The sequence below is a fragment of the Chroococcus sp. FPU101 genome, assembly GCF_017312365.1.
GTDB lineage: Bacteria > Cyanobacteriota > Cyanobacteriia > Cyanobacteriales > Microcystaceae > Chroococcus.
On the sequence record NZ_BLJI01000004.1, the window covers coordinates 26,896 to 50,858 of the forward strand.

General features: G+C 39.1%; 21 protein-coding genes and 1 pseudogene. 16 read left to right on the plus strand and 6 right to left on the minus strand.

The window, feature by feature from the left end:
- The first annotated feature begins 2 nt into the window (after window positions 1-2).
- The 6 genes from CFPU101_RS05995 (at window position 3) to CFPU101_RS06020 (ending at window position 5,205) form a co-directional block, all read left to right on the plus strand.
- Complete coding sequence (locus CFPU101_RS05995) at window positions 3-299, plus strand: DUF3288 family protein (protein WP_206814427.1); 297 nt, start codon at window positions 3-5, stop codon at window positions 297-299.
- A 124-nt stretch (window positions 300-423) separates the two neighbouring features.
- On the plus strand, window positions 424-615 hold the full coding sequence (locus CFPU101_RS06000) for a DUF4278 domain-containing protein (protein ID WP_206814428.1): 192 nt from the start codon (window positions 424-426) through the stop codon (window positions 613-615).
- 208 nt (window positions 616-823) lie between these two features.
- The gene (locus tag CFPU101_RS06005) at window positions 824-2,155 is read left to right on the plus strand and encodes a TIGR03279 family radical SAM protein (RefSeq protein WP_206814429.1); all 1,332 of its coding nucleotides are present in this window, start codon (window positions 824-826) and stop codon (window positions 2,153-2,155) included.
- Between the two features lie 5 nt (window positions 2,156-2,160).
- Complete coding sequence (folP, locus tag CFPU101_RS06010; protein ID WP_206814430.1) at window positions 2,161-3,000, plus strand: dihydropteroate synthase; 840 nt, start codon at window positions 2,161-2,163, stop codon at window positions 2,998-3,000.
- Between the two features lie 8 nt (window positions 3,001-3,008).
- Window positions 3,009-3,467, plus strand: a complete 459-nt coding sequence (locus tag CFPU101_RS06015) for a cupin domain-containing protein (RefSeq protein ID WP_206814431.1) — start codon at window positions 3,009-3,011, stop codon at window positions 3,465-3,467.
- 115 nt (window positions 3,468-3,582) lie between these two features.
- Window positions 3,583-5,205 carry a CocE/NonD family hydrolase gene (locus CFPU101_RS06020; RefSeq protein ID WP_206814432.1) on the plus strand — a complete coding sequence of 541 codons (1,623 nt, stop codon included), beginning with the start codon at window positions 3,583-3,585 and terminating at the stop codon, window positions 5,203-5,205.
- Here the strand turns inward: CFPU101_RS06020 and CFPU101_RS26135 are convergent.
- The 3 genes and pseudogenes from CFPU101_RS26135 to CFPU101_RS06035 form a co-directional block, all read right to left on the minus strand.
- A pseudogene (locus tag CFPU101_RS26135) lies at window positions 5,188-6,443 on the minus strand (phosphopantothenoylcysteine decarboxylase). The gene CFPU101_RS06020 and the pseudogene CFPU101_RS26135 sit on opposite strands and share 18 nt — an antisense overlap.
- 14 nt (window positions 6,444-6,457) lie before the next feature.
- Window positions 6,458-7,219: a DUF3011 domain-containing protein gene (locus tag CFPU101_RS06030; protein ID WP_206814433.1), complete on the minus strand. Its 762-nt coding sequence runs from the start codon at window positions 7,217-7,219 to the stop codon at window positions 6,458-6,460.
- Window positions 7,220-7,228: 9 nt separating this feature from the next.
- The gene (locus tag CFPU101_RS06035) at window positions 7,229-10,882 is read right to left on the minus strand and encodes a Yip1 family protein (RefSeq protein WP_206814434.1); all 3,654 of its coding nucleotides are present in this window, start codon (window positions 10,880-10,882) and stop codon (window positions 7,229-7,231) included.
- A gap of 108 nt (window positions 10,883-10,990) precedes the next feature.
- Here CFPU101_RS06035 and psb35 point away from each other — a divergent pair, with 108 nt between their 5' ends.
- The 3 genes from psb35 to CFPU101_RS06050 all read left to right on the plus strand — a co-directional run bounded on the left by psb35 (window position 10,991) and on the right by CFPU101_RS06050 (window position 12,158).
- The gene (psb35, locus tag CFPU101_RS06040; RefSeq protein WP_206814435.1) at window positions 10,991-11,200 is read left to right on the plus strand and encodes a photosystem II assembly protein Psb35; all 210 of its coding nucleotides are present in this window, start codon (window positions 10,991-10,993) and stop codon (window positions 11,198-11,200) included.
- An 80-nt stretch (window positions 11,201-11,280) separates the two neighbouring features.
- On the plus strand, window positions 11,281-11,751 hold the full coding sequence (locus tag CFPU101_RS06045) for a tetratricopeptide repeat protein (protein ID WP_206814436.1): 471 nt from the start codon (window positions 11,281-11,283) through the stop codon (window positions 11,749-11,751).
- On the plus strand, window positions 11,751-12,158 hold the full coding sequence (locus tag CFPU101_RS06050) for a hypothetical protein (RefSeq protein WP_206814437.1): 408 nt from the start codon (window positions 11,751-11,753) through the stop codon (window positions 12,156-12,158). The genes CFPU101_RS06045 and CFPU101_RS06050 overlap by 1 nt, the downstream gene beginning before the upstream one ends.
- Here CFPU101_RS06050 and arsS read toward each other — a convergent pair.
- The 3 genes from arsS to CFPU101_RS06065 form a co-directional block, all read right to left on the minus strand.
- Entirely contained in the window at window positions 12,132-13,115 is a 984-nt protein-coding gene (arsS, locus tag CFPU101_RS06055; RefSeq protein ID WP_206814438.1) for an arsenosugar biosynthesis radical SAM (seleno)protein ArsS, read from the minus strand. The genes CFPU101_RS06050 and arsS overlap by 27 nt on opposite strands.
- Window positions 13,116-13,231: 116 nt before the next feature.
- Window positions 13,232-14,419: a methyltransferase domain-containing protein gene (locus CFPU101_RS06060; RefSeq protein ID WP_206814439.1), complete on the minus strand. Its 1,188-nt coding sequence runs from the start codon at window positions 14,417-14,419 to the stop codon at window positions 13,232-13,234.
- 100 nt (window positions 14,420-14,519) lie between these two features.
- Window positions 14,520-15,686 carry a histidine kinase gene (locus CFPU101_RS06065; protein WP_206814440.1) on the minus strand — a complete coding sequence of 389 codons (1,167 nt, stop codon included), beginning with the start codon at window positions 15,684-15,686 and terminating at the stop codon, window positions 14,520-14,522.
- A 153-nt stretch (window positions 15,687-15,839) separates the two neighbouring features.
- On the opposite strand from CFPU101_RS06065, the gene CFPU101_RS06070 reads away from it, so the two are divergent.
- The 7 genes from CFPU101_RS06070 to CFPU101_RS06100 all read left to right on the plus strand — a co-directional run bounded on the left by CFPU101_RS06070 (window position 15,840) and on the right by CFPU101_RS06100 (window position 23,906).
- The gene (locus CFPU101_RS06070; RefSeq protein WP_206814441.1) at window positions 15,840-17,429 is read left to right on the plus strand and encodes a glycoside hydrolase family 57 protein; all 1,590 of its coding nucleotides are present in this window, start codon (window positions 15,840-15,842) and stop codon (window positions 17,427-17,429) included.
- 214 nt (window positions 17,430-17,643) lie between these two features.
- The gene (locus CFPU101_RS06075; protein ID WP_307730434.1) at window positions 17,644-18,021 is read left to right on the plus strand and encodes a phage holin family protein; all 378 of its coding nucleotides are present in this window, start codon (window positions 17,644-17,646) and stop codon (window positions 18,019-18,021) included.
- Window positions 18,021-18,935: a histone deacetylase gene (locus CFPU101_RS06080; RefSeq protein WP_206814442.1), complete on the plus strand. Its 915-nt coding sequence runs from the start codon at window positions 18,021-18,023 to the stop codon at window positions 18,933-18,935. Before CFPU101_RS06075 ends, CFPU101_RS06080 begins: the two co-directional genes overlap by 1 nt.
- Before the next feature lie 34 nt (window positions 18,936-18,969).
- Window positions 18,970-19,989, plus strand: a complete 1,020-nt coding sequence (gene thiL / locus CFPU101_RS06085; protein ID WP_206814443.1) for a thiamine-phosphate kinase — start codon at window positions 18,970-18,972, stop codon at window positions 19,987-19,989.
- A gap of 83 nt (window positions 19,990-20,072) precedes the next feature.
- A complete protein-coding gene (gene glgA, locus CFPU101_RS06090) occupies window positions 20,073-21,497 on the plus strand; it encodes a glycogen synthase GlgA (protein ID WP_206814444.1) in 1,425 nt (474 codons plus the stop codon).
- 206 nt (window positions 21,498-21,703) lie between these two features.
- Window positions 21,704-22,450: a cytochrome c biogenesis protein CcdA gene (locus CFPU101_RS06095; RefSeq protein ID WP_206814445.1), complete on the plus strand. Its 747-nt coding sequence runs from the start codon at window positions 21,704-21,706 to the stop codon at window positions 22,448-22,450.
- Between the two features lie 106 nt (window positions 22,451-22,556).
- The gene (locus tag CFPU101_RS06100) at window positions 22,557-23,906 is read left to right on the plus strand and encodes a cytochrome c biogenesis protein (protein WP_206814446.1); all 1,350 of its coding nucleotides are present in this window, start codon (window positions 22,557-22,559) and stop codon (window positions 23,904-23,906) included.
- Window positions 23,907-23,963 lie beyond the last annotated feature (57 nt).

Below are 23,963 nucleotides of genomic sequence, written 5' to 3' on the forward strand. Positions count from 1 at the left end.
TTATGCCAACTCCTAAACAAACACAAGACCAAAAACACCCATTAGAAAAGCAAGATCGAGAAATTGTTAACCGTCTCTTGCAAGAAGAACCCACAGATTATAATTTAGCTGAATTTGCTCGGCTTAGGATTCGTTATCAGAATTTTCCTGGTGCCAGAGAAACCCAAAAAGATTTAGACAGACTCCTGAACCTATGGCAATTAACAGAAGCGGCACTTTTTGAAAAAACTCGTCAGATTCATCTCAAAGCACAAGTTTACAAAAAACGCGGTGATGAATCCCAACAAGATTGGAGTTAATTTTTAAAACCTTAACTTTTCTAAACCTAATTTATGAATTTCCTGAATTTTTCAGGATTTTTTTTTTGGCGTGTGTAGTAGAAACTAAAAGAAGCATCAACAACACCGCTCAAGGAGAATCAAAATGAATCTTTGCTATCGCCATATCAATTATCAAACACATTCTCTTATTCTGACCCCCGCTGATTTTGGTAAAACCATTAAGTATCGCGGTATCAGCTATCAAAGGCATTTATCAATCGCTCAACTAGATAGTTATAGAACTGAACTTAAATATCGAGGTCGTTCTTACAATAAGCAAAATTTTAACGATTAATTAAAAACCCGAATACTATCAGTATTAAAAACTAAGAAACTTATTTATTTCAGCTAATCTTTTGAATATCATTCCAAAATCCAACATCTATTTCCCAGACAACAGGCAATGAACTAGCGTTGGCTACCTCCTGTGTGAAATTCTCTAATTTTTGCGATCGTTGCTAGGCTTGCGGTATGTTAAAAGAAGGGACAATTTTTAATGTATTATGAGTGTAGCAACGATTCAACCAGCAAAGATTAGTAAAATATTACCCGATTCGATTGCCGAAGACATGGGATTTGAAGCAGGAGATAGCATTTTATCGATTAATGGCATTCGTCCCAGAGATTTGATAGATTATCAGTTTTTGTGTACCGATGAATTCTTAGAACTCGAAGTTATTGATACAAAAGGCAAAACCCATCACGTCGAAATCGAAAAAGAATATGATGAAAATCTGGGCTTAGAATTTGAAACGGCTTTGTTTGATGGTTTAATCCAGTGTAATAATAAGTGTCCTTTTTGTTTTATTGACCAACAACCACCAGGCAAAAGAGATAGTTTATATTTAAAAGATGATGATTATCGTCTAAGTTTTTTGTATGGTAGTTATCTGACACTGACCAATTTAACGGCTAAAGAATGGGAACGAATTGAACAAATGCGCCTTTCTCCACTATATGTTTCTGTTCATGCGACTGAGCCTGATTTAAGAATCCGTTTACTGAAAAATCCTCGCGCTGGACAATTATTAGATCATCTGAAATGGTTTCAAGAAAGACGTTTACAAATTCATGCTCAAGTGGTCGTTTGTCCAGAGATTAATGACGGAATACATTTAGAAAAAACTCTGTTAGATTTAGCAAATTTTTATGACGAAGATATCCCCACTGTTGCATCAGCAGCAGTTGTTCCAGTGGGTTTAACTCGGTTTCGTCCCACAGAAGATAAACTGATTCCCGTCACTCAAGAAAAAGCTAAAGAAGTCATTAACCAAGTTCAGGAATTACAGAAACAATTTAAGAAAAAATTTGGAAGTTGTTTTGCTTGGTTAGCGGATGAATGGTTTTTAATTGCGCGTCAAGAATTACCACTAGAATCTGAGTATGAAGATTATCCCCAAATTGGGAACGGTGTCGGTTCAATTCGTCAGTTTATTAAACAGTTTCAGAATATAGGTAAAGCAATCTTGCCGAAGAAAATTAATCAACCTAAAACTTTAACTTGGGTCGTTGGAAATGCGGTAGAATTGGCTTTTCAACCGTTGATCAATCAATTAAATCAAGTGGAAAATTTAACGGTAAACATAGTGGCTTTAAATAGTGACTACTGGGGGCAAGAAATTACAGTGACAGGTTTACTCACTGGACAAGATTTGATGATAAAACTACAAGAAAAAAATTTAGGTGATGGAATACTATTACCTTCAGTAATGCTGAAATATGGTGAAGAAAAGTTTTTGGATGATACAACTGTTAGTGAAGTTTCGGAAGCTTTAAATATCCCAATTTATACCGTTAATGGAGTTGAAGAATTAATGCAAACTTGTATTCAATAAGAACAATGGAAAATCTACTGATTAGAAATCATGCTTTTAACTGGGGCAAACAAACCTATTTAATGGGAATTCTAAATGTAACCCCCGATAGTTTTAGTGATGGTGGAGATTTTAATACAACTGAGAATGCTGTACAACAAGGAATTAAATTAGTTGAAGAAGGCGCGAATATTATCGATATTGGTGGACAATCGACGCGACCGGGGGCCGAACAAATTACACTAGAAGAAGAATTAAATAGAGTCATTCCTGTAATCAAAGCTTTAAGAGTAGCGATATCTCATCCCATTTCAATTGATACGACTCGTTCTGAAGTTGCACAAGCAGCCATCGCAGCAGGTGCAGATATGATTAATGATATCTCTGGTGCTACTTTTGACCCCGAAATGTTATCAATTACAGCAAAGTTAGATGTTCCAATTATTTTGATGCACATTCGCGGAACCCCGAAAACGATGCAAAAATTGACTGCATATCAAGATTTAGTCGGCGAAATTAAGCAATTTCTAGAAAAACAAATTCAGCAAGCATTAGAACTCGGTATAAAGCACTCTAATCTCATTATCGATCCGGGGATTGGCTTTGCGAAAAATGCTGAACAAAATCTTGAATTAATCCGACGCTTAAATGAATTTCGTTCCCTTGATGTACCGATTTTAGCAGGTGTATCGCGTAAGAGTTTTATCGGGCATATTATTCATCAAACTGAACCTAAACAACGGGTTTGGGGAACGGCTGCAGCTTGTTGTGGCACGATCGCATCCCGTGTTGATATCCTAAGAGTACATGATGTGGCCCCGATGTATGATGTATGCAGAGTGGCTGATGCAATATGGCGAACCTAAAAAAAACGATGACTACTTCTTCTGAACTAACTACCGATCATTGCATGATTCCAGTGATTAAGTCACCGAAAGACTATCAGGTTTTTCGCATTAGTCCACAGGATACCAATCGTTTAGCGATCGTTTTTGATTCTACCACCGCCGATGATTCTTTAACCGTTTGTGTCGAGATTTTTGATCCTTGTGGCAGTACACCCACTCACCGACATCATTTTGCAGTCGAAATGTTCTATATCCTCAAAGGAGAGGGTGAGGCGATTTGTGATGGGAAAAGTATTCCGTTACGTCCAGGGGATAGCTTATTAGTTCGTCCTACGGGAATACATGAGATTAGAAATACGGGTGTTGGTCGTCTTTATGCAATTTGTTTTATGGTTCCTAATGAGGATTTTTCAGAACTAATTCGCAGTGGAGTTCCAGAAGTGTTGGACGAAGAGGATTTAAAGGTTTTAAAGGGCGTTAATTAATCCATTTAAACTTAAATATTTTTCCAAAAAATTTGAGTTTTTCTCTTTACACACAACACTTGACATGATAGTATATAAATAATGGAGAAGGCTTGCGCCTACGAACAGTATTTAAATGTATTCAGTCCGTAAAGAAACAGCATCGATCTATACTCGTGATGGAATAAGACTAGATGCTGATATTTATTTTCCTGAGAGTAGCGAGTATTTTCCAGTTCTATTAATGAGACAACCCTACGGACGTGCGATCGCATCGACTGTTGTTTATGCACATCCTGTCTGGTATGCGTCACAGGGTTATATTGTCGTGATTCAAGATGTCCGAGGACGGGGAACCTCTGAAGGTGAATTTAAACTGTTTGAATATGAAATAGAAGATGGACTAGACACAATAAACTGGGTTTCTCAGTTAGCGGGGACTACGGGAAAAGTCGGAATGTATGGATTTTCTTATCAAGGAATGACCCAACTTTATACCGCCATTCATCAACATCCAGCCTTAAAAACCATTTGTCCTTCAATGATTGCCTATGATTTATATAGCGATTGGGGCTACGAAAATGGGGCGTTTTGTTTACAAGCTAATTTAGGATGGGCTATTCAACTCGCAGCAGAAACCAGTCGTTTAAAAGGAGATGAGATAGCCTTCCAAAAACTCTATCAAGCATCTCGAAATTTGCCTTTATCTGATCTCATTCCCGCTTATCCAGATGTCTTAAAAGAATTAGCCCCTGATTCGTTTTACCATGATTGGATCACACGTACTAAATCTGATGAATACTGGAAAAAGCTTTCACCTAAATATTTAATCCAAGATGTAGATTTACCGATGTTACATATCGGGGGTTGGTTTGACCCCTATCTCAGAGGAACGATGAATCTATATCAAGAGATGGCGAATCGTTCTAATTATCCCCAATATCTAATTATCGGGCCTTGGACACATTTACCTTGGGGTCGTAAAGTGGGTGTCATGGACTATGGGAACAATGCAATTAGTCCAGTTGATCTAATCCAAGTACAATGGTTTGATTATTTTCTCAAAGACCAAGACAATAAGCTTCTAGAACAATCACCTATTCAACTGTTTGAACTAGGGAGTCATCAGTGGATATATTTGGAACGTTTATTCCAAAAAGAAAAAACCTATTATTTATCGAGTCACGGATTAGCGAATATTCGAGAAGATGGGGGAAAACTAACGGAAATTCCTTCAGATTCCGAGATAGAAGATATTATAGTTCATGATCCTTGGCGACCCGTTCCCGCTTTAGGAGGTCATAATACATACCCCGGGGGAAGTTTTGAACGAACTCATCTCGATAGTAGAAGTGATGTCTTAACCTATACATCCGAACCCCTAGAAACCGATTTACAAATCCTCGGACAAATTTTTGTAGATTGTTATTGTGTAGCTGATACACCGAGTTTTGATCTCTGCGCTGTTTTATCTGAAGTTACTCCCAACGGCAAAGTGTATAACTTCACTCAAGGTTATATCCGAGTCAATACCCCATTACCGATTAGAATCCCACTTCAATACACTTGTATTAAAATTCTGCAAGGTCATTGTCTTAGACTTAGTTTAAGTGCAGCGTGTTTTCCCGCATATCCCGTTAATAGCGGAACGGGTAAACCACCTCATGAAGAAAGATTAATCGAAGCCAAAATTATTACCCTAAAGACAAGTGTTCACGGTGAAACAGCTTCTAAGATAGTCTTACCGCTTCAAACTTAGTATTTGCTCTAAATAATCGGCGATTTTGACAGCAATTGTTTTTTTTCCAATCATTCTTTCAGGAATCTGGTTAGCCGTCACTAAATAAGCGATTTGCTCACCCTGATTGCCTTTTTCTTCGCCACGATTAGCGACAACCGCCGAATAGCCTCTTTTTAACCGTTCTTGAGCAATTTCGATTAATTTATCGTGACTTACATTTTCTTGATATTTAAAAGTAATCATCGATAAATTAGGAAACTTATCCTTAACCAGTTCAATTACTTTCTGAGTTGGCACTAAATTAATTGATTTTAATAAACCTCCACTGGGAGTTTTACCCACTAAAATTTCTTCGGGTTTATAGTCAGCGACGGCGGCGGTAAAAATCCCCGCCTGATAGGGTTTCTCACTCAGATTTTTAACAACTTGTGTTAAATATTCGTCATAAGTTTCAATGATGTGATGCGGTAAATAAGAGGGGGGTTGATAATTACCTTGTCCATGAATTAAATGTACATCCGCACCTCTTAGATATAACTCCTCAGTAATTTCTACACCCAATTGTCCACTAAAACGATAGTAATGCGACGAATACTATCTACTAAAACAGGAGTCGGCCCACCCGTCACTAAAATATTCATACCACGCAGCAGAGAACGACTCACCAAACGGCAAACCTCAACCGTAATATCTTGTTCAGATGGCAAATTATGTTTACCATAGTCTTCTCTAGGTGGCATAATTGCGACACTCATTTGATGTAGTGTTTTTAAAGATTCCGTCAAAATCGAATTATGTAGACTACCGTGCATCGTGGGAACAATCATAATTTTTGTTTTGCCCTGTTCCATACGCCCCAATGCTGAGGCTAAAGTCGTAGTAATTACACCATCAGCTATCCCATAGCGCATCTTATTAATGGTGTTGTAGGTTGCAGGTGCCACCAAATAGAGATCAAACGGTGCCTGATCGCTCAGATGTTCCGCCGCAGGGGTAAGATGAGTAATGACAAGGTTATTGGTACTCCATGCTAAAGTATCGATCGTCGTATAACGTAACGCTTCATCTGAAAGAAAAGCCACCACCTGGGCCCCCTGTCGCCGTAAAGCCCTTGCAATTAGAGGGGCTTTCATCGCTGCAATACCCCCTGTAACAAGCATTGCAACCCGTAATCCCACTAAATGATCACCTAAGAGAGGAACATCATGATCCCCTAAATCAGACTCAGGCGGTGGCGTAAAATTCCAGATTTTCATCAATTAAAACTCATTTAGTATCTATCGTTACAGACAAAATCGACTACTTGCCCTGGGCTACGATTGCGACTGCTACGGGCTGTGGAATAGTCGAAATCATTCCCTTGTCCCATCACCCCACTACGACAATTAACCCACCATCTTTCCTGATAATCATTCACCAGAGCATCAAATTCTCTCACCTGACCATTATTATGATAGCTAGAGCGATCAACAACAAAACTACCAATTCCGCTAATGTCACCAAAATCACGATAGCGTCTATTGCCACCGCCGTTATCACCGCCACCACCGCGACGCGCTTCAAAAACACCGCGACAGCCATTTCTCACCGTTACATAACCACCATCTGCCCGCCAATTATTGCGACAAGACGCGCCAGAAAGTTCCTCGACTAAACGCACACCTCCACGAGTATTAATCGGACAAGTTTTCGTTCTGCCATTAATACTTTCACAGGTGACTCGTTGTCGATTTCCAGTATTGCCACCACCATTCCAATCATCATCATTGTTAGAACCCCGACGAATCGCCTCAAAATCGCCTCGACAGCCATTCCTAACCGTGATATAGCCATCTCGATAAGACCAGTTGCCATTACAAGGCGTTTGGGAACGTTCTCGGACTAAGCGCACACCATTTCTCGCATCAATGCGACAGCGCGTCGTTTTTCCCCTCTCACTCTCACAGCTTACATATTGGGCAGAAGCAGGTTCAGGAGCCAAAGGAATCGAAGCAAAAATTAAAACTGAAATTAATAAAGTTTGACGAATCATCACAAAATCCTAAATCGTAATTGGACTAATCGGTTCAATATCGGGGTCATCTCCACCAATTTGATTAGTACGAAGTACCCAGACAGAGGCACCCTGTTTTAAGAATACCTGAACAATGCGATCGCTGGCTAGACGAGGTAAGAGGGTTTTCCAACTGCCTATTCCCGTCAAAAGATTTCGCAGAGGTGCATCTTCTAATGTACTACCGAGATTGTATTCATGTTTTTCCCAGTCGGTACGCGGTGCGCCTAAGGGTTGTAATTCTTTTTGCAAAGATCGACCCAGTTGAACCAGTTGTTGATATCGACTGGCTTGAATAGGATTTCGTTCAAGCCAATTGTCAAAAGCGCGACTCGAATTAACCATCTGTTGAATATGACGAATACTCGCAAATAAAGCCTGATTTGAGTCCTGAGAACAATTATTAGCAGGGCCAACATAAGTACCCCCAGTACCATCTCCTATCCGATAACGAGCCGTCATCGCTTCTAAATGAAGTAACATCATGCTGAGGGCTGATTCTTTAATCCCATCAAAATCAAAATCATATTCTTTTGTAATCGGAGGGTGTTTAATAATAATGTCGCACACAGGACGAACCCCCAGCCAACCAAACTGACGATCGCCCATATAACGTGACCAATGTAAAGTTCCTGCCACCAGGCCATCGGTGTTGTGAGTGTACACCTGATAGTATTCAATATTGAATTGTAATTCCCCTGTGATCGGTTCTCGAATTACTTTCGCTACACCATAAGCAAAATGACCAAAAAAGATCGGTGATGCTGCGGCAGGTTCTTTCTTTTTCCCACCAATTCCGCCATAAACGTGTAAAACTAAGCCCTGCTCGCCTTCATGCCATGTATCAATCGCTTTTTGGATTTCTCCTGTTTTTTCTTCATGTTTTCCACCACCTAAAAGAACTGAAGAAATTTTACTTTTTTGTGTTATAATATCGGCCCAAGCTTCTTGACGGATATATTGATAAGCGGCTCTCGTTCCGAAAAGCACTTGATTCGGTTGAAGACGGAACAACGATCGCGGGGCTAATGACTGCACAACAAAACGATCTTGATGATCTTTAGCACCATAAATATACCATCCCGTTTCATTGAGATATGATCGTTCAATTTTGTCGGATGTTGAGGGAAAACAACCGTTTTGATCCGCCACAACAGCAGGCATTCGCACCACTTCAGTAACACCGTTAAACTGTTGGCTATTGGGATTAAAATGAATAACTTGAAATTGATCGGTACCGACAACTGGGGCAATAAATTTAACTAAAGCATAGTAACGTCCCGTGATTTGTATCGGCTGTTCATAAATATAAATGTTATAACGTTGGGTTTTTTCCGATTGAATGACCCTAACTTTGTCCGATAGCATCACTATCTGATCATCATTAGGACGTGAACCTGCTAACGATTCTAGCGGATCGACCTGTTGCCAGTGATCCAGACGTTCAGGATGAATTAGACCTCCATATTTACTGGTATATTCTGCATCCGCGCTAAAGTGGACATCTCGCTTAACTGCCCGTAGCATATATCGAATATAGGGATCATTGCCCCATCGCAGATTAACCGTTTGACCGATTAAATGTTCAAAACCTTGTTCTGTATGGTGAACTTCAAATAATGCCCCTCTGACTTCGTGTCGCTGATCAGGTTTCGGTAAAATTAGCCGTCCCATCCATTTTCCTATCGGTCGATATAACGTTAAATCAATGGTTTGAGCAATGGGATAATAACTCGGATGATTAAAAATAGCTTGGCGATATAGTTCGTAATTACTGATTTTTTTGGGGATACGCTGTTCTTGGCGTAGTAACAGATAACCCCGTAAAATATTAAGAATGTAGTCGATCGTTTGCTCTAGATGCGATCGTCCATCGGGTAAATAAGCATCAGGATCGAGTAATCCCCCAGGCACTTGATGACCAACAGGGCCTAGAGAAATAAGACTAATCTTACCGCGTCGTTTGGCGCGATTCCAGTAAGATAAGGGAATGATTTTCCAACGACTGGGAAACATAATTGGGCCAAGACGTTCGACTTGATCCTTGTCTCCCACTAATTGATACAAATGTTCTAAATTTAAGAGATTACAATTACCACTGATTACCCCACCTAATGAAATAACATCAATTGGTGCGCCAGTTGCTCGTCGTAGAAAGGGTGCAGATGCAGCCGACATTTGACCCCCACCACTGTAACCGATTAAAGTAATTGGAATATTGCTACCGAGTTGATAACCATTTTTAATCAAAGCATTGTAGATAATCTGAGCAATACCTTGATTGTAAATCGGCCCATATCGTTGATCGGCAGAGACAGCAACAATTAGAACATTGCGAATATTAACAATCAGCCCTAAGATACTAGCGGGATTAGCAAACCGCAATCGATCCGCAAGTCGCCAGAAAAAAGCTAAAGGACGATTTTGATCTAGAGAATTATTGAGTACAGAATAGGTCATCAAACCGCGAATTAAGGCAATATTCTCAGGTAATGCGGGGGCTAAGGCATCTAGAAAAGCCTCAACATCGGGTAGATAGGTTGAACTCGATTGACTAATTCCATCTAAATAAATAACATAGCGAGTAATTGACTGATTTTCGGTGAGGGGTTCTGCTAGTTGACCGACATTCTCAGTCGTATCCACCTCATCACTGTACCATCCTGCCCACCATCCCAAGGTTTCTAGCGGGGCCAATAAGCCAGCAACTGCGATCGCAATGACACCAATCCAAATAAAATCTAAACCGACTTGAAACACTCTGGGGATACTGCCATGATACCAACCAAATAAATCATGTCGAATCGGTTCTAGTACAATGGCAATGACGAATCCTAAAATAATCATACCCACGACCGTGAGAATGACCCAGATCAGTTTAATATTATTGGGTGATTCTTGGTTTAAAACAGCCGTCGTTCCTAGTCCAGAAATTTCCGCAGTAATGGGGAATTCCGTCGTAATGGGTTGATTGGAGACTTGAATCACTTTACGAGGAGAATTAGCCCCAGATGTTACGTTTTCGGTTACTATTGCCGCCAGATCTCGACGACGGGTCTTCAGTTGAACTCCTGCGACACTATCAGCTACCCAACGCCCCAAATTAGCGATCGGTTGTCCGATGGTTTGTTGTAAAATTTGTAGTACAATCCATCCCAACGCCACATAGCCAAATGCTTCTCCTAGATGTAAATTTGTAATCGCACTAAAGCCGACGACCATCGACAGTAAATGCCACACGGATAAAATGGAGAGAATGGGTACACCTAAATAAGGAATTGCACCTAAAAAACTCAGAATTAAAGGTGCATAGCTAAGGCTTAGAACTTCGACTAAACTTGAAAAAGAGACATTGACCGACCAGGGAACAAGACAGATTAACCACGTACTAACAACGAGAAACAAAAAACCAAAGGTAAATAAAACCGCATTAATTAATAGGCTGAAAAGAAAGCGAATCGGTTGTACACGGTTAATAAAAAGAATAATACTTTGACCAAAGCCTACTGAGAAACCGACCATCAGAACAATCAGTAATGATAGAAACAGTCCATAATTGAGCGATTCAACTTCTCGGAAGGCATCAAAGTTTAAACTAAGTGCGCCAGAGATCAGTTCCCAAAGTTTATGTAGATAAGGCATGGCTAAAGAATAAACAAACAAAACGATCACAAAAAAATTATCAACGATGGATCTGATTCTGATAAAATCAGCAACAGTTTAGTTACAAAACTTTAGAGTTAGTCGTTTATGTATTTTTTATTAGAAACCGCTACAGGTAAATTTCCGACCTATTTTGTCGCTGTCTATGTTGTTGGATTTATGGCAGCAGTGACGATCGGATCGATTGCTTGGTACAATTCTAAAAGACCTGCGGGTTGGGAAAATGCAGACCGTCCCGATTTTGTGCCAAAAGTAGATGTAGACGCTGAACAATCTTCCGAGACACCCAAAAAATAATACATTTAATCTTAAACTCAACATTTACCTTTGAAATGAATTAAAACTTTCTTCCACGTATTTGAGGTAAATCTAAAACCGTGAATCACCCAGAACTAGGACAATTATTAGATTCTCTAAAACAGGAAAATGAATCCCTTAGAGACGCAGCAACGAGTAAACTATGGCGGCTTTGGTTTGAACAAAAAGGGGAATTAGGTCTAGAAATCCTTAAAAGAGCGCAATTACTGATGGAATCAGGCGATATGGCTAAAGCTGAAGAAATGCTGACTCAAACCATTGAAACTTATCCCGATTTTGCCGAAGCATGGAACAGACGAGCCGTTTTATACTATATGCAGGGAGACTACCATCAATCAAAAGAAGACTGTCTGAAAGTGGTTGTCTTAAATCCCTATCATTTTGGAGCGTGGCATGGTTTAGGATTGTGTGAGGCGAATTTAGGTCATTATCCTGAAGCAATTCGCGCATTTCGAGAAGCATTAGACATTCAACCTCACGCTTTAGTCAATCAACGATTAATTCTTGAATGTACAGCTTTGCTAGATTAATGGCTGATTTAAGCGGGACTTGGTTAGGAACCTTTGAACAAGATAATCAACCGACTCGTTTTGAGTTGATTTTAGTTCAAGGTGGCAATACGTTAAGTGGGAGTGTTTTAGATGATGGTTATATGGGAGAAGCTACTTTAGTTGGACAAATTATCGGGAGACGAATTAGCTTTACTAAACGTTATCTAAATCGCTCTTATTATACGGTTGAATATACTGGAATTGTTTCAGAAGATGAGAATGCAATGCAGGGAAACTGGAATATTCTAAACCGTCATTTTGGAACGTGGGAAGCGCATCGAGGCGGTGATAATTTAAGTTTAGAATTATCCAAAGTAATTAGCCAAAAAGTTCCAATGGGAGTCAGTTCAATTGTTAATCTACACCAAGGCACCACCGCAACTTGAACCACTTCCTGCGGTACAACCATAACAATAGGCTGCTGTTTTAATTTCTGAAATTACATCTAAGCTATTGAGTTCTAAAAGTTTGGATACGGTTAAGATTTCTCCATTTGCCGTAGTTGCGGGTATGTTTTCCATTTGATTAAAATCGCAATCATACACTTGACCTAAATAATCGATTGAAAGTTGATTTAAACACATTAATCCCGAAAGTGTTTGCTTATTATAATTTGATTCTAGAAATTTTAGATAAGGGAGATAGATTTCTTGATTTTTTAACTGATTTTTCGTTCGTCCAATGGGTAAGTTAGTAATTGTAAATAGATGATTAAAAACAATTCCGAAGTTTTCGAGTAAATATTTTTTATAATCTAGTTCTAATTTAACTTGGTTAGGCGTTAAAGAGAATTTTTCTGTTTTAGGAATTTGTGGATTGTAGACTAGATCTAAAATCAAATTCGGCTCTTTTCCATATCCTAATTCATTTAATTTTTGAATTGCCTGAATCGATTTTTGATAAACTCCAGTTCCCCTTTGTTGATTTACATTATCTTCTAAATAACAGGGCATTGAAGCAACGACTCTTAATTGATGATGAGCAAAATATTCTGGTAAATCTGTAAATTCTTTTTCAAAAAATATCGTTAAATTTGAACGAACAATCACTTCTTTTTCTAAATCTCTAGCTGCTTCGACTATGGGTTTAAATCCATAATTCATTTCAGGTGCGCCACCCGTGAGATCAACTGTTTGAATTTGTGGAAAGCGTAGGATTAATTCAATTAATTCTTGACCTACTTGGGGGGATAATTCTTCGGTTCGTTTTGGACTTGCTTCGACATGACAATGATGACAAGCTAAATTACATTTGCGTCCGAGATTAATTTGTAAAATCGTTATTTTATGTTTGGTTAATGGAGTTTTAATTTTATCTTGAAAAGGGGTGATAGATTGAATCATAAATTATTCAGATAATTTTTATTAATTTTGGGTTTGGATACACTACCCGTTACAGTCATCAGTATGAGGTTAATTTTACTGTTTTACGACTGTTTACTGAACCAAACCCCTACAATTTAACAACATTCACCTGGGACACAACAAGCAGAATCATCGTTAGTTACTGTGATGTTATAGTCTTGTCCTTTGGTTTCTTTGGTGTGACGAATGGCTTTACCTTTACAGCTAAATGGTGTCGCTTTTTCTAAAGGTATATCTTCATAGGAAGGAACGGAAATAATATCTTTTGAATAGGGGCTATTTGAATTGGTTAAGATATTATATGTTTTATCACAAACTGCCATTCTTTCCCCTCTACATAAAGTATGACCGTCGTCATCTTGAACTTGTTTCCAAGGGCCTTTATAAATAACTGCTTGCTTGCGTTCTAAACAAGGGCCATCTTTTCCTTTATAAGCACGAACCGTCATCGAACGGAATTCAATTCCATCAATGGTTTGCCAGGGTGTGGTTTCTCGTTTGAGGATTTCTACACCATAAAATCCTGCTTCCTCAAACATCTTTAAAAATGTATCTTCTCGAAAAGCACCTGCAATACAGCCACTCCACAAATCAGGATTATTCAATATTTCTGGTGTTGGATCTTCATCACAAACAATATCAGAAATAACCGCCCTTCCACCTCGTTTCAGAACTCGATAAATTTCTTGAAAAAGTTGTTGCTTATCTTGGGGACGCACTAAATTTAAAACACAGTTAGAAATCACGACATCAATACTATTGTCTGCGATTAATGGAGTTTCAGAACGTAAGCGATCGCATTCTAACTCAAAATCTTTCCATTGTTCTAACGAGGTAATTGGATTATTTTTCAACCAAGTTTCGACTTGAGCTAAATCTAAAATTAAATCTTGGATTTTACCCTTGACAAATTTTGTGTTATGGTATCCAATTTTATCGGCGATTTCCTGTTGATAATGACGGGAAAGATTAAGCATTACGTCATTAAAATCGACACCAATCACTTGTCCCGACACGCCAACTTTTTGCGCGATAATATAACAATTTTTCCCTGCGCCAGAACCTAGATCTAAAACCGTTTCCCCTGTCTGAACATAACGAGTCGGATCACCACAGCCGTAATCTTTTTCGATAATTTCTTGAGGAAGAATTGCTAAATAGTTTCCCTCGTAGCTAGTAGGACAACATAAACTATCTTCTTTTTGTTTAGCACCTGCTTGATAGCGTTCTAAAACCGCGTCCTCGACATTATAAGTAACAGAAGAAAAATCTGAAGCCACCATATTATTGATCCGTGTAGATATTGAGCGTCAATTTACTCAGGATAAAATCAATCGAGTTATTAACTAAGGCTCTTTAGATTAATTTAACGTACTTATTAAGCTAAGGACAAACAGGCAACGTAAAATTAAAGCAACTGCCTTCACCTAACACACTATCCACCCACAAGTGTCCATGATGGGAGCGAATTACTTTGCAACACAGAGATAACCCCAAACCGTAACCCTCTTTAGCCTTGTCACGTTCAAGACGAAATCGCGCTTCAAAAATCGAGTCTTGTTTATCTTCTGGAATACCTGGGCCTGTATCACAAACGCTCAGTTGTACTTTTTGATTAGTACGATGAATCACAGAAACGCAGATTTTTCCGCCTTCTGGTGTGTACTTAATTGCATTATCAAGTAAATTAATAATGGTTTGGCGAATTAATTCTGGATCAGCATAAACAGGTGGTAAATCTTGAGGTAAATCAACTTCTAAAACTTGGGATTTTTCCTGAAAGCGTTTGCAAAACTGTTCTAGAACCTCCTCACACAGAGATTGTAAAAACAAGCGGGTATGATTAACCGTAAACTGAGATTGATTGTGTCGGGAAGCCTCCAATAAATCGGTAATCAATCGATTCATGATGCGAAACTGATTTTTGGCTTGTTTGTATAATTGTTCTTTAAGCTGTCGATTCCGTTCTGTTTCGGGTTGATTATTTGCCAATTCTAATGTTTCGAGTGCGATCGATGCAGCAGTTAGAGGACTTCTGAGATCATGGGCTAACAAAGCCAACACTTGATCTTTAAACTTTAATTGCGCTTGTAGTTCCTCTTTTTCTTTTTTGAGACGGAACACATCATCAGAAAGTCGAATCAGTTCTGCGGAATATTCAACTGAGGCCACCGCTTTAGATTTAGACTGACCATTAAGCCTTTCTTTGTCTTGTTCCTCCTCAAAAGTTTTTAGCCAACGTCCCCACCATTTCTTCAACTGTTCTAGTAAATTACTGCCTGCTAACACATGACGAGGCCCTGGGGAGATTTTGATCAATGCAGGAGTAGCTACAAGGCGAAAATGCTCGACTAAGTGCGGTTTTTCCTTGATTTCGATGACTTGCAGTTCACTGATTTGATCGCCTTGATTGCTTTTGAGATACGCTTTAATCTGACGGATAATCTCTTGAGAATTAGGACGCTCATCGACAAATAATAAAAGCTGAAGCACCTGCGACGTAGCAGGCGTATTTCCATTAGAGATCTGGGAGTCGTTAGGCTGTGGCACAGAAATAGAACTCAATCGGCTAAAAAAATAACAATCTAGAAAAGAAAATTTAGCATTTTACTACTTCTATCATTTTAGAAGCTTAAGATAGTATAAAATCTACTCAACATAAACGTAAAATTTTATTCACATAAAAGTAATAGTGGAATTGTTATGGCTTTTGGCTATGTTGCCCTTGTACTCCATGCTCACCTGCCGTTTGTACGCCATCCAGAGAGCGACTATGTTTTAGAGGAAGAATGGTTATTTGAGGCAATTACAGAGACTTATATCCCTCTGCTGCACGTGTTTGAGGGATTAAAACGAGATGGCATCGATTTCAAGATGACAATGAGTATGACACCCCCTCTAGTGTCAATGTTGCGCGATCCTTTGCTGCAAGATCGTTTTGAAGCTCATTTAGCCCTACTCGAAGAACTGGCTAAAAAAGAGATTGATCACAATAAAGACAATGGTCACATCCGTTATCTAGCTGAACACTATGTCGAATCGTTTGCTCAAATTCGGGCGACTTGGGAACGCTACGATCGTGATTTAGTCACTGCATTTAAGCAATTTCTCGATAGCAATAATCTTGAAATCATTACTTGTGGTGCCACACACGGTTATTTTCCCTTGATGAAAATGTATCCTCAAGCGGTTTGGGCGCAAATTAAAGTCGCCTGTGAACACTATGAGGAAACATTTGGCCGTCCCCCTAAAGGAATTTGGTTACCTGAATGCGCCTATTTTGAGGGTGTAGAACGGATGTTAGCAGATGCAGGACTCCGTTACTTTTTAGTCGATGGTCACGGAATTTTATACGCTCGTCCCCGTCCCCGCTATGGTTCATATGCACCCATTTATACAGAAACAGGGGTTGCTGCGTTTGGGCGAGATCACGAATCATCTCAGCAAGTTTGGTCTTCTCAAGTGGGTTATCCTGGTGATCCAGTTTATCGGGAATTTTATAAGGATCTCGGTTGGGAAGCCGAATACGAGTACATTAAGCCTTATATTATGCCCAACGGTCAACGGAAAAATACAGGGATTAAGTACCACCGTATTACCAGTAGACAAGCAGGTTTATCGGATAAAGCTCTTTATGATCCCTATTGGGCAAAAGAAAAAGCCGCCGAACACGCTGCTAACTTTATGTACAATCGTGAACAGCAAGTTGGCAATTTAGCTAATTTGATGCAACGTGCGCCAATTGTTGTTTCTCCCTATGATGCCGAGTTATTTGGTCACTGGTGGTATGAGGGGCCTTGGTTTATCGATTTTCTGTTCCGTAAGTCTTGGTACGACCAAAATGTTTATGAAATGACCCATCTAGCAGATTATTTACTCTACAATCCTACTCAACAGGTTTGTCGTCCGTCTCAGTCGAGTTGGGGTTACAAAGGTTTTCATGAATATTGGCTTAATGAGACAAATGCTTGGATTTATCCCCATTTACACAAAGCAGCCGAACGCATGATCGAACTTGGTAAAAGAGAACCCGCAGACGAACTTGAATGGCGTGCTTTAAACCAAGCAGCTAGGGAATTACTGTTAGCACAATCTTCGGACTGGGCGTTTATTATGCGTACTGGAACAATGGTTCCTTATGCAGTCCGTCGTACTCGTTCTCATTTGTTGCGTCTGAATAAACTGTATGAAGAGATTAATGCAGGTAAAATTGATTCAGGTTGGTTAGAAAAAGTGGAAAAAATTGACAATATTTTCCCAAGTATCAATTATCGAGTTTATCGTCCTTTGTGATGAGCCAAGGCAAACGTTTGTATTAATCATACAACCGAAATGTTTGGTAGGGGTTTTGTAATTCAACTGGGTTTGGAGACCAAACCTCTACATTTTGGTTGACATATTTTGAATTTTATGTTAGCTGTGAATATCCGTAAAATTTTTAAACTTGATCGCGCTATATTGGTTTACCCTTAAAATTAAAGCAAACTTAAAAAAGGAGTTTTTAAAAATGGATATTATCAGCTTGCTAATTTCTCTCGTGGTAACTGCCATCAGTTTTATCATTATTTCCAAGCTTCCCATCGGTGTAGAAATTGATAATTTTAAAAAAGCGTTAATTTCTGCGCTCGTTTTTGGGTTACTGAATGCCTTTGTCAGACCGATTATCAGCTTTTTCGCTTTTCCTTTTACTTTGATTACCTTTGGTTTATTTGCCTTTGTCATTAATGCGATTATTTTTGGACTCGCGGCGGCTTTGGTACAAGGGTTCAGATTGCGGAATGGGATTATTAGTGCTTTACTTGGTGCGATCGCTTTAGCATTTGTTAACTCAATTCTAAATCAGATTTTAACTTCAGTTTTGGGGACTCCTGGTGTAGCTAGATAATGAGTCCACCGATCGTTTACCATCCTAATTATGTCGCGCCTTTACCGGATGGTCATCGATTTCCGATGCCTAAATTTAGTCTTCTTTACGAACTCCTCCTAAAAGATGGCATCATTCAAGAAAAAAATTTATATACTCCAGAGCTTCCCCCACAAGAATTAATCGAGTTTGTTCATACCCCCGAATACGTCAATGCTTATTGTACTGGGACACTCGACCCAAAAGCACAAAGACGCATCGGTTTACCTTGGACTCTTGAACTCGCAAATAGAACTTGTGTTGCGGTTGGGGGAACTATTTTAACTGCAAAACTGGCTTTAGAATATGGTTTAGCTTGCAATACTGCAGGGGGAACTCATCATGCTTTTCCCCATTATGGCTCAGGGTTTTGTATTTTTAATGATTTAGCGATCGCGGCAAAAGTAGTACAAAAATACAAACTTGCTCAAAAGATTTTAATTGTTGATCTCGATGTACATCAAGGGGATGGCACCGCAAGTATTTTTCAAAATGATCAGAGTGTTTTTACTTTTTCGATGCACTGTGAGGCGAATTTCCCTGGAACAAAGCAAAAAAGTGATTTAGATGTTCCTTTACCCATTGGTTTAGACGATGACGGATATTTACAAACTCTAGCGCAATATTTACCTGATTTACTCACCCAAATCAAACCCGATCTAATTTTATACGATGCAGGGGTCGATCCTCATGTTTACGATCGTTTAGGAAAATTGGCTTTAACTGATACTGGACTATATCGCCGCGAAATGCAAGTATTAACGACCTGTCTCGCTGCTGGTTATCCCGTTGCTGCTGTTATTGGGGGTGGTTATGCAGATGATTTAAAAGCGTTAGTTTATCGTCATTCTATCCTACATCGTGCAGCAAATGAGGTTTATCGCACTTTAATCTAAATGACATTTCTCAAAAAAGCAGATACATCTAACAGTGGAAAGTAGTATTAAAAATATTGGTGAACAAGGATTGCTAAAAATCCTACAGCAGTTTTGTCCACCTGAAATTATTGGCGATGATGCGGCTATTCTAGAAGTTCCAGACGGACATTCGCTGGTCGTGACAACAGATGTACTAATTGATGGCGTACATTTTAGCGATCGCACTACCTCACCCGAAGATGTTGGATGGCGTTCTGTTGCGGCAAATTTATCGGATATAGCGGCGATGGGGGCAAAACCGTTAGGAATTACAGTCGGTTTAGCATTACCTCCCGATACTTCCCAAGATTGGGTTACACGTCTCTATGAGGGAATGACAGACTGTTTAAAGCAATATCAAACCGTCATTGTCGGGGGTGATATTTGTCGGTCTTCTGTAATTAGTGTCAGTATTACTGCGCTAGGATCAGTATTACCGAATCGTATCATTAGCCGTTTTTTGGCTAAAGTTGGGGATGCTATTGTTATCACTGGATGTCATGGCTTATCCCGCGCTGGACTAGAATTATTGTTACATCCCGAAACAGGACAAAATTTAAACATAAATTCCAAAAATATCTTAATTCAAGCCCATCAACGCCCAAAACCGAGATTAGATGTTTTAGACTCATTATGGAATTTGATTCCTAAACGGACATCTCAAGGTGAGTCGTGCGACGGCTCACTCGTGTCCTCTTCTATTGCGGGGATGGATAGCAGTGACGGGTTAGCGGATGCAGTCGTACAGATTTGTCGTTGTAGTCAAGTTGGGGCGAAAATAGATCAAAATGCCATACCCCTAAATTCTGCCTTGTGTGATTTTGTTTCAGATGAACAAGCCCTAGAATGGACATTGTATGGAGGGGAAGATTTTGAATTAGTATTGTGTTTACCCTTAGAAATAGCCGAAGCATTTGTGGAAACAATTGGACAAGATGCCGCGATTATTGGTCATATTACAACAGAAAAAGAAGTCAAGCTAAACGAACGATTATTAAACCTAGCCCAAGGATACCAGCATTTTAGCGATTAAAATCCGAAAAAGATCTTCATTGTCTACCGTGAACCCCTATAATCGTTGGCAATGCAAACCAAAAAAGGGAACGCTTTGCGTATATGCGAATTTTATTTGTTTCTGCTGAGGCGGCACCAGTTGCTAAAGCGGGGGGTATGGGTGATGTTGTTGGGGCTTTACCAAAAATATTAAGACAGCTAGGGCATGATGTAAGAATTTTTCTGCCCTATTATGGTTTTCTGCCCGATAAAATGGAAATTCCAAAAGATCCCATTTGGAAAAGTTTTGTGATGTTTCAAGACATTTCAGTCTATGAAGCGACACTCCCAGGTTCAGATATTCCTTTATATTTATTTGGTCATTCTGCTTTTTCACCGCGTCGGATTTATAGTGGAGAAGATGAAGACTGGCGGTTTACCCTTTTTGCGAATGGGGCTGCGGAATTTTCTTGGAATTATTGGAAACCCGATGTAATTCATTGTCACGACTGGCATACGGGGATGATTCCAGTATGGATGCACCAATCACCCGATATTGCAACTGTTTTCACCATTCATAATCTAGCTTATCAAGGCCCTTGGCGTTGGTTTCTAGATAGAATTACGTGGTGTCCTTGGTATATGCAAGGACATAATACCATGGCGGCGGCGGTTCAGTATGCCGATCGTGTGACAACTGTTTCGCCAACCTATGCCCAACAAATTCAAACTCCCGCATATGGAGAAACCTTAGAAGGGTTATTATCGTTTATTAGCGGTAATTTAGTTGGTATTCTCAATGGTATCGATACCGAAAGTTATGACCCCGCAAACGATAAATTCTTACAAAAAACGTTTACGGCTGATACGATAGATAATCGTCAAGCGAATAAGATAGCTTTACAAGAAGAACTAGGATTAGAAGTGAACCGTCAAGCGTTTTTAGTGGGGATGGTAACTCGCTTGGTTGAACAAAAAGGAATTGATTTGGTTATCCAGATTTTAGAACGATTTTTGTCTTATACCAATGCTCAGTTAATTATACTCGGAACAGGCGATCGTTATTATGAAACGCAACTTTGGCAGATGGCTTCTCGTTTCCCTGGTCGAATGTCGGTTCAATTACTCTACAATGATGCACTATCACGGCGTATTTATAGCGGTACCGATGCGTTTCTCATGCCGTCTCGTTTTGAACCCTGTGGCATCAGTCAACTCTTAGCGATGCGCTATGGTTCCATTCCGATTGTACGTCGAACGGGTGGTTTAGTGGATACTGTTTCTTTTCATGACCCAGTGGAAGAAACAGGAACAGGATTTGCTTTCGATCGTTATGAACCCCTAGACCTTTATACTTGTCTTGTTAGGGCGTGGGAAAGTTTCCGCTATAAAAATGATTGGCGCAAATTACAACAACGGGGAATGCAACAAGATTTTAGCTGGACTAAATCTGCTCTAGAATACTTGAAAATTTACAAGCAAATTAAAGGACAGTCTGACGCATTAACCGAAGATGAACAAAGTAAGTTAGCCCTAGTTACGGGTTAACTTAATTTTACCGTTCAACTCCTCCTAAACAAAAACTATTCTTTATAGTTCCCTCTCTAATATACAAACGTCTTCCTAATAGTTCCCTCTCCTTGTAGGAGAGGGTTAGGGTGAGGTGGGGAGGGTTAGGGTGAGGTCACATTTAGAATTCTGTCAAATTGTATACAAATAAGCTAGAATGCAACAGGATCTAGCTTTTACTGTTTATGTGGGAAACCATTCAAACCCAACTCTATCACTTAGAACAATTCGCCAACTCTAGCGTAACCTCACAACTGACTCATCTGAGTGGAGTTAGTATTGGTGTGATTTTTCTCGCAGGTTTAGTTACCAGTCTAACCCCTTGTATGTTGTCCATGTTACCGATTACAGTTGCTTATATCGGTGGCTACGAAAATCAGGGACGATTTCACGCTACGATTCAATCTATCTGGTTTTCTTTGGGACTGGCAACAACTTTAGCAGCTTTAGGAATTTTTGCGGCAGGGTTGGGAAAAGTTTATGGACAAGTCGGGCTTGGTTTACCCATTTTAGTCAGCCTGATTGCAATTATAATGGGCTTAAACCTGCTTGAAATCATTACTATCCCTCTACCGTCAATTGGTGCAACAGATTGGATTAAAAGCGATTTTCCTGCCAGTTTACGGTCTTATTTATTGGGTTTAACCTTTGGTTTAGTCGCATCTCCTTGTAGTACACCCGTTCTGGCTAGTTTGTTGGCGTGGGTTGCCAGTACCCAAGATTTAGAACTTGGTGCAGTGTTGTTATTGTCTTATACTGCAGGTTATGTTCTGCCTTTAATTCTAGTAGGCTCGTTTACAGCGTCTTTGAAGAATATATTATCATTACGACGTTGGTCAGCTTGGATTAATCCTGTTAGTGGTTTTTTACTAATTGGTTTTGGTGTTTTCTCGTTGTTATCTCGTTTACCTCAAGGAATGTTTTTAAATTAAGTTTTTTCCTTGAATCCAATAAATTTGGAGAGGTTTGTCTAAAGCCCATTAATAACTGAATTTGGAGATATAATCAAAATAAAGTAAATTTATAATTGATTAACCAATGGCTGTTTCTGACTCTTTAGAATCTCATATCTTCTCAAATCCTAAATATTTATGGCGGCGTTTAATACAAATTGTAGCTGATCTTCGTTTAGCGATTATTCTATTGTTAGTGATTGCTGTATTTAGCATGAGTGGAACGGTCATCGAACAAGGCGAAACTTTACCGTTTTATCAACAAAATTACCCTGAAGATCCTGCATTATTTGGTTTTTTAAGTTGGAAAGTCATTTTAGCTCTGGGTTTAAATCATGTTTATAGTACATGGTGGTATTTATCTTTATTAATTTTATTCGGTACAAGTTTAATTGCTTGTACTTTTACTCGACAATTTCCTGCACTAAAAGCGGCGAGAAGTTGGAAATTTTATAACAAAGAAAGGCAATTTGAGAAATTAGCCTTAAGCGCGGAATTAAAATCAGGTTCTTTACTTAGTTTCAAAGAATTATTATCCAAGAAAGGCTATAAAATTTTTGAAGAAAATAATAGTTTATATGCCCGAAAAGGAATCGCTGGAAAAATCGGCCCGATTCTTGTTCATGCAGCAATGATTATTATCTTACTTGGATCAATTATTGGTGTGATGTCAGGTTTCTTTGCTCAAGAAATGGTAGCGAGTGGCGAGACTTTCCAAATCAGAAATATTATTGAAGCGGGGCCTTTTTCGGCTGCTTGGATACCTAAAGATTGGGGTGTGAAAGTTAATCGATTTTGGATAGATTATACACCTAATGGTAATGTGGATCAGTTTTATTCAGATTTATCAATTGTTGATACTAATGGAAAAGAATTAGATCATAAAATTATTCATGTCAATGAACCCTTGCGTTATAAAGGAGTAACTTTCTATCAAACGAATTGGGGAATTTCATATGTCAAAGTACAGATTAATAATAGTCCCATTTTTAAACTGCCAATGGCACAGATAAACACCAATGGAAACGGACAAATCTGGGGAACTTGGATACCCACCAAACCTGATTTAAGTCAAGGAATTTCTTTACTTGCAAGAGATTTACAAGGAACAATGATGGTTTATGATCAAACAGGTAAATTGTATAGTGCAGTACGCTCTGGAATGGATTTAGAAATCAATGGAGTGACGTTAAAAGTTAAAGAATTACTCGGAAGTACGGGACTACAAATTAAAGCTGATCCTGGTATTCCTTTTGTTTATACAGGTTTTGGTTTATTGATGATAGGGGTCATGATGAGTTATGTTTCTCATTCACAAATTTGGGCTTTGCAAGAAGGCGATCGCTTTTATATTGGTGGGAAAACCAATCGAGCGCAAGTCAGTTTTGAACGAGAAATAATTGAGATGATGGAATCAATGGAAAAGACGGTATAAAAATTAACTGAAAAATAACTGACCAAATTCTCATCTTAAAAAACTTGGTCAGTTTAC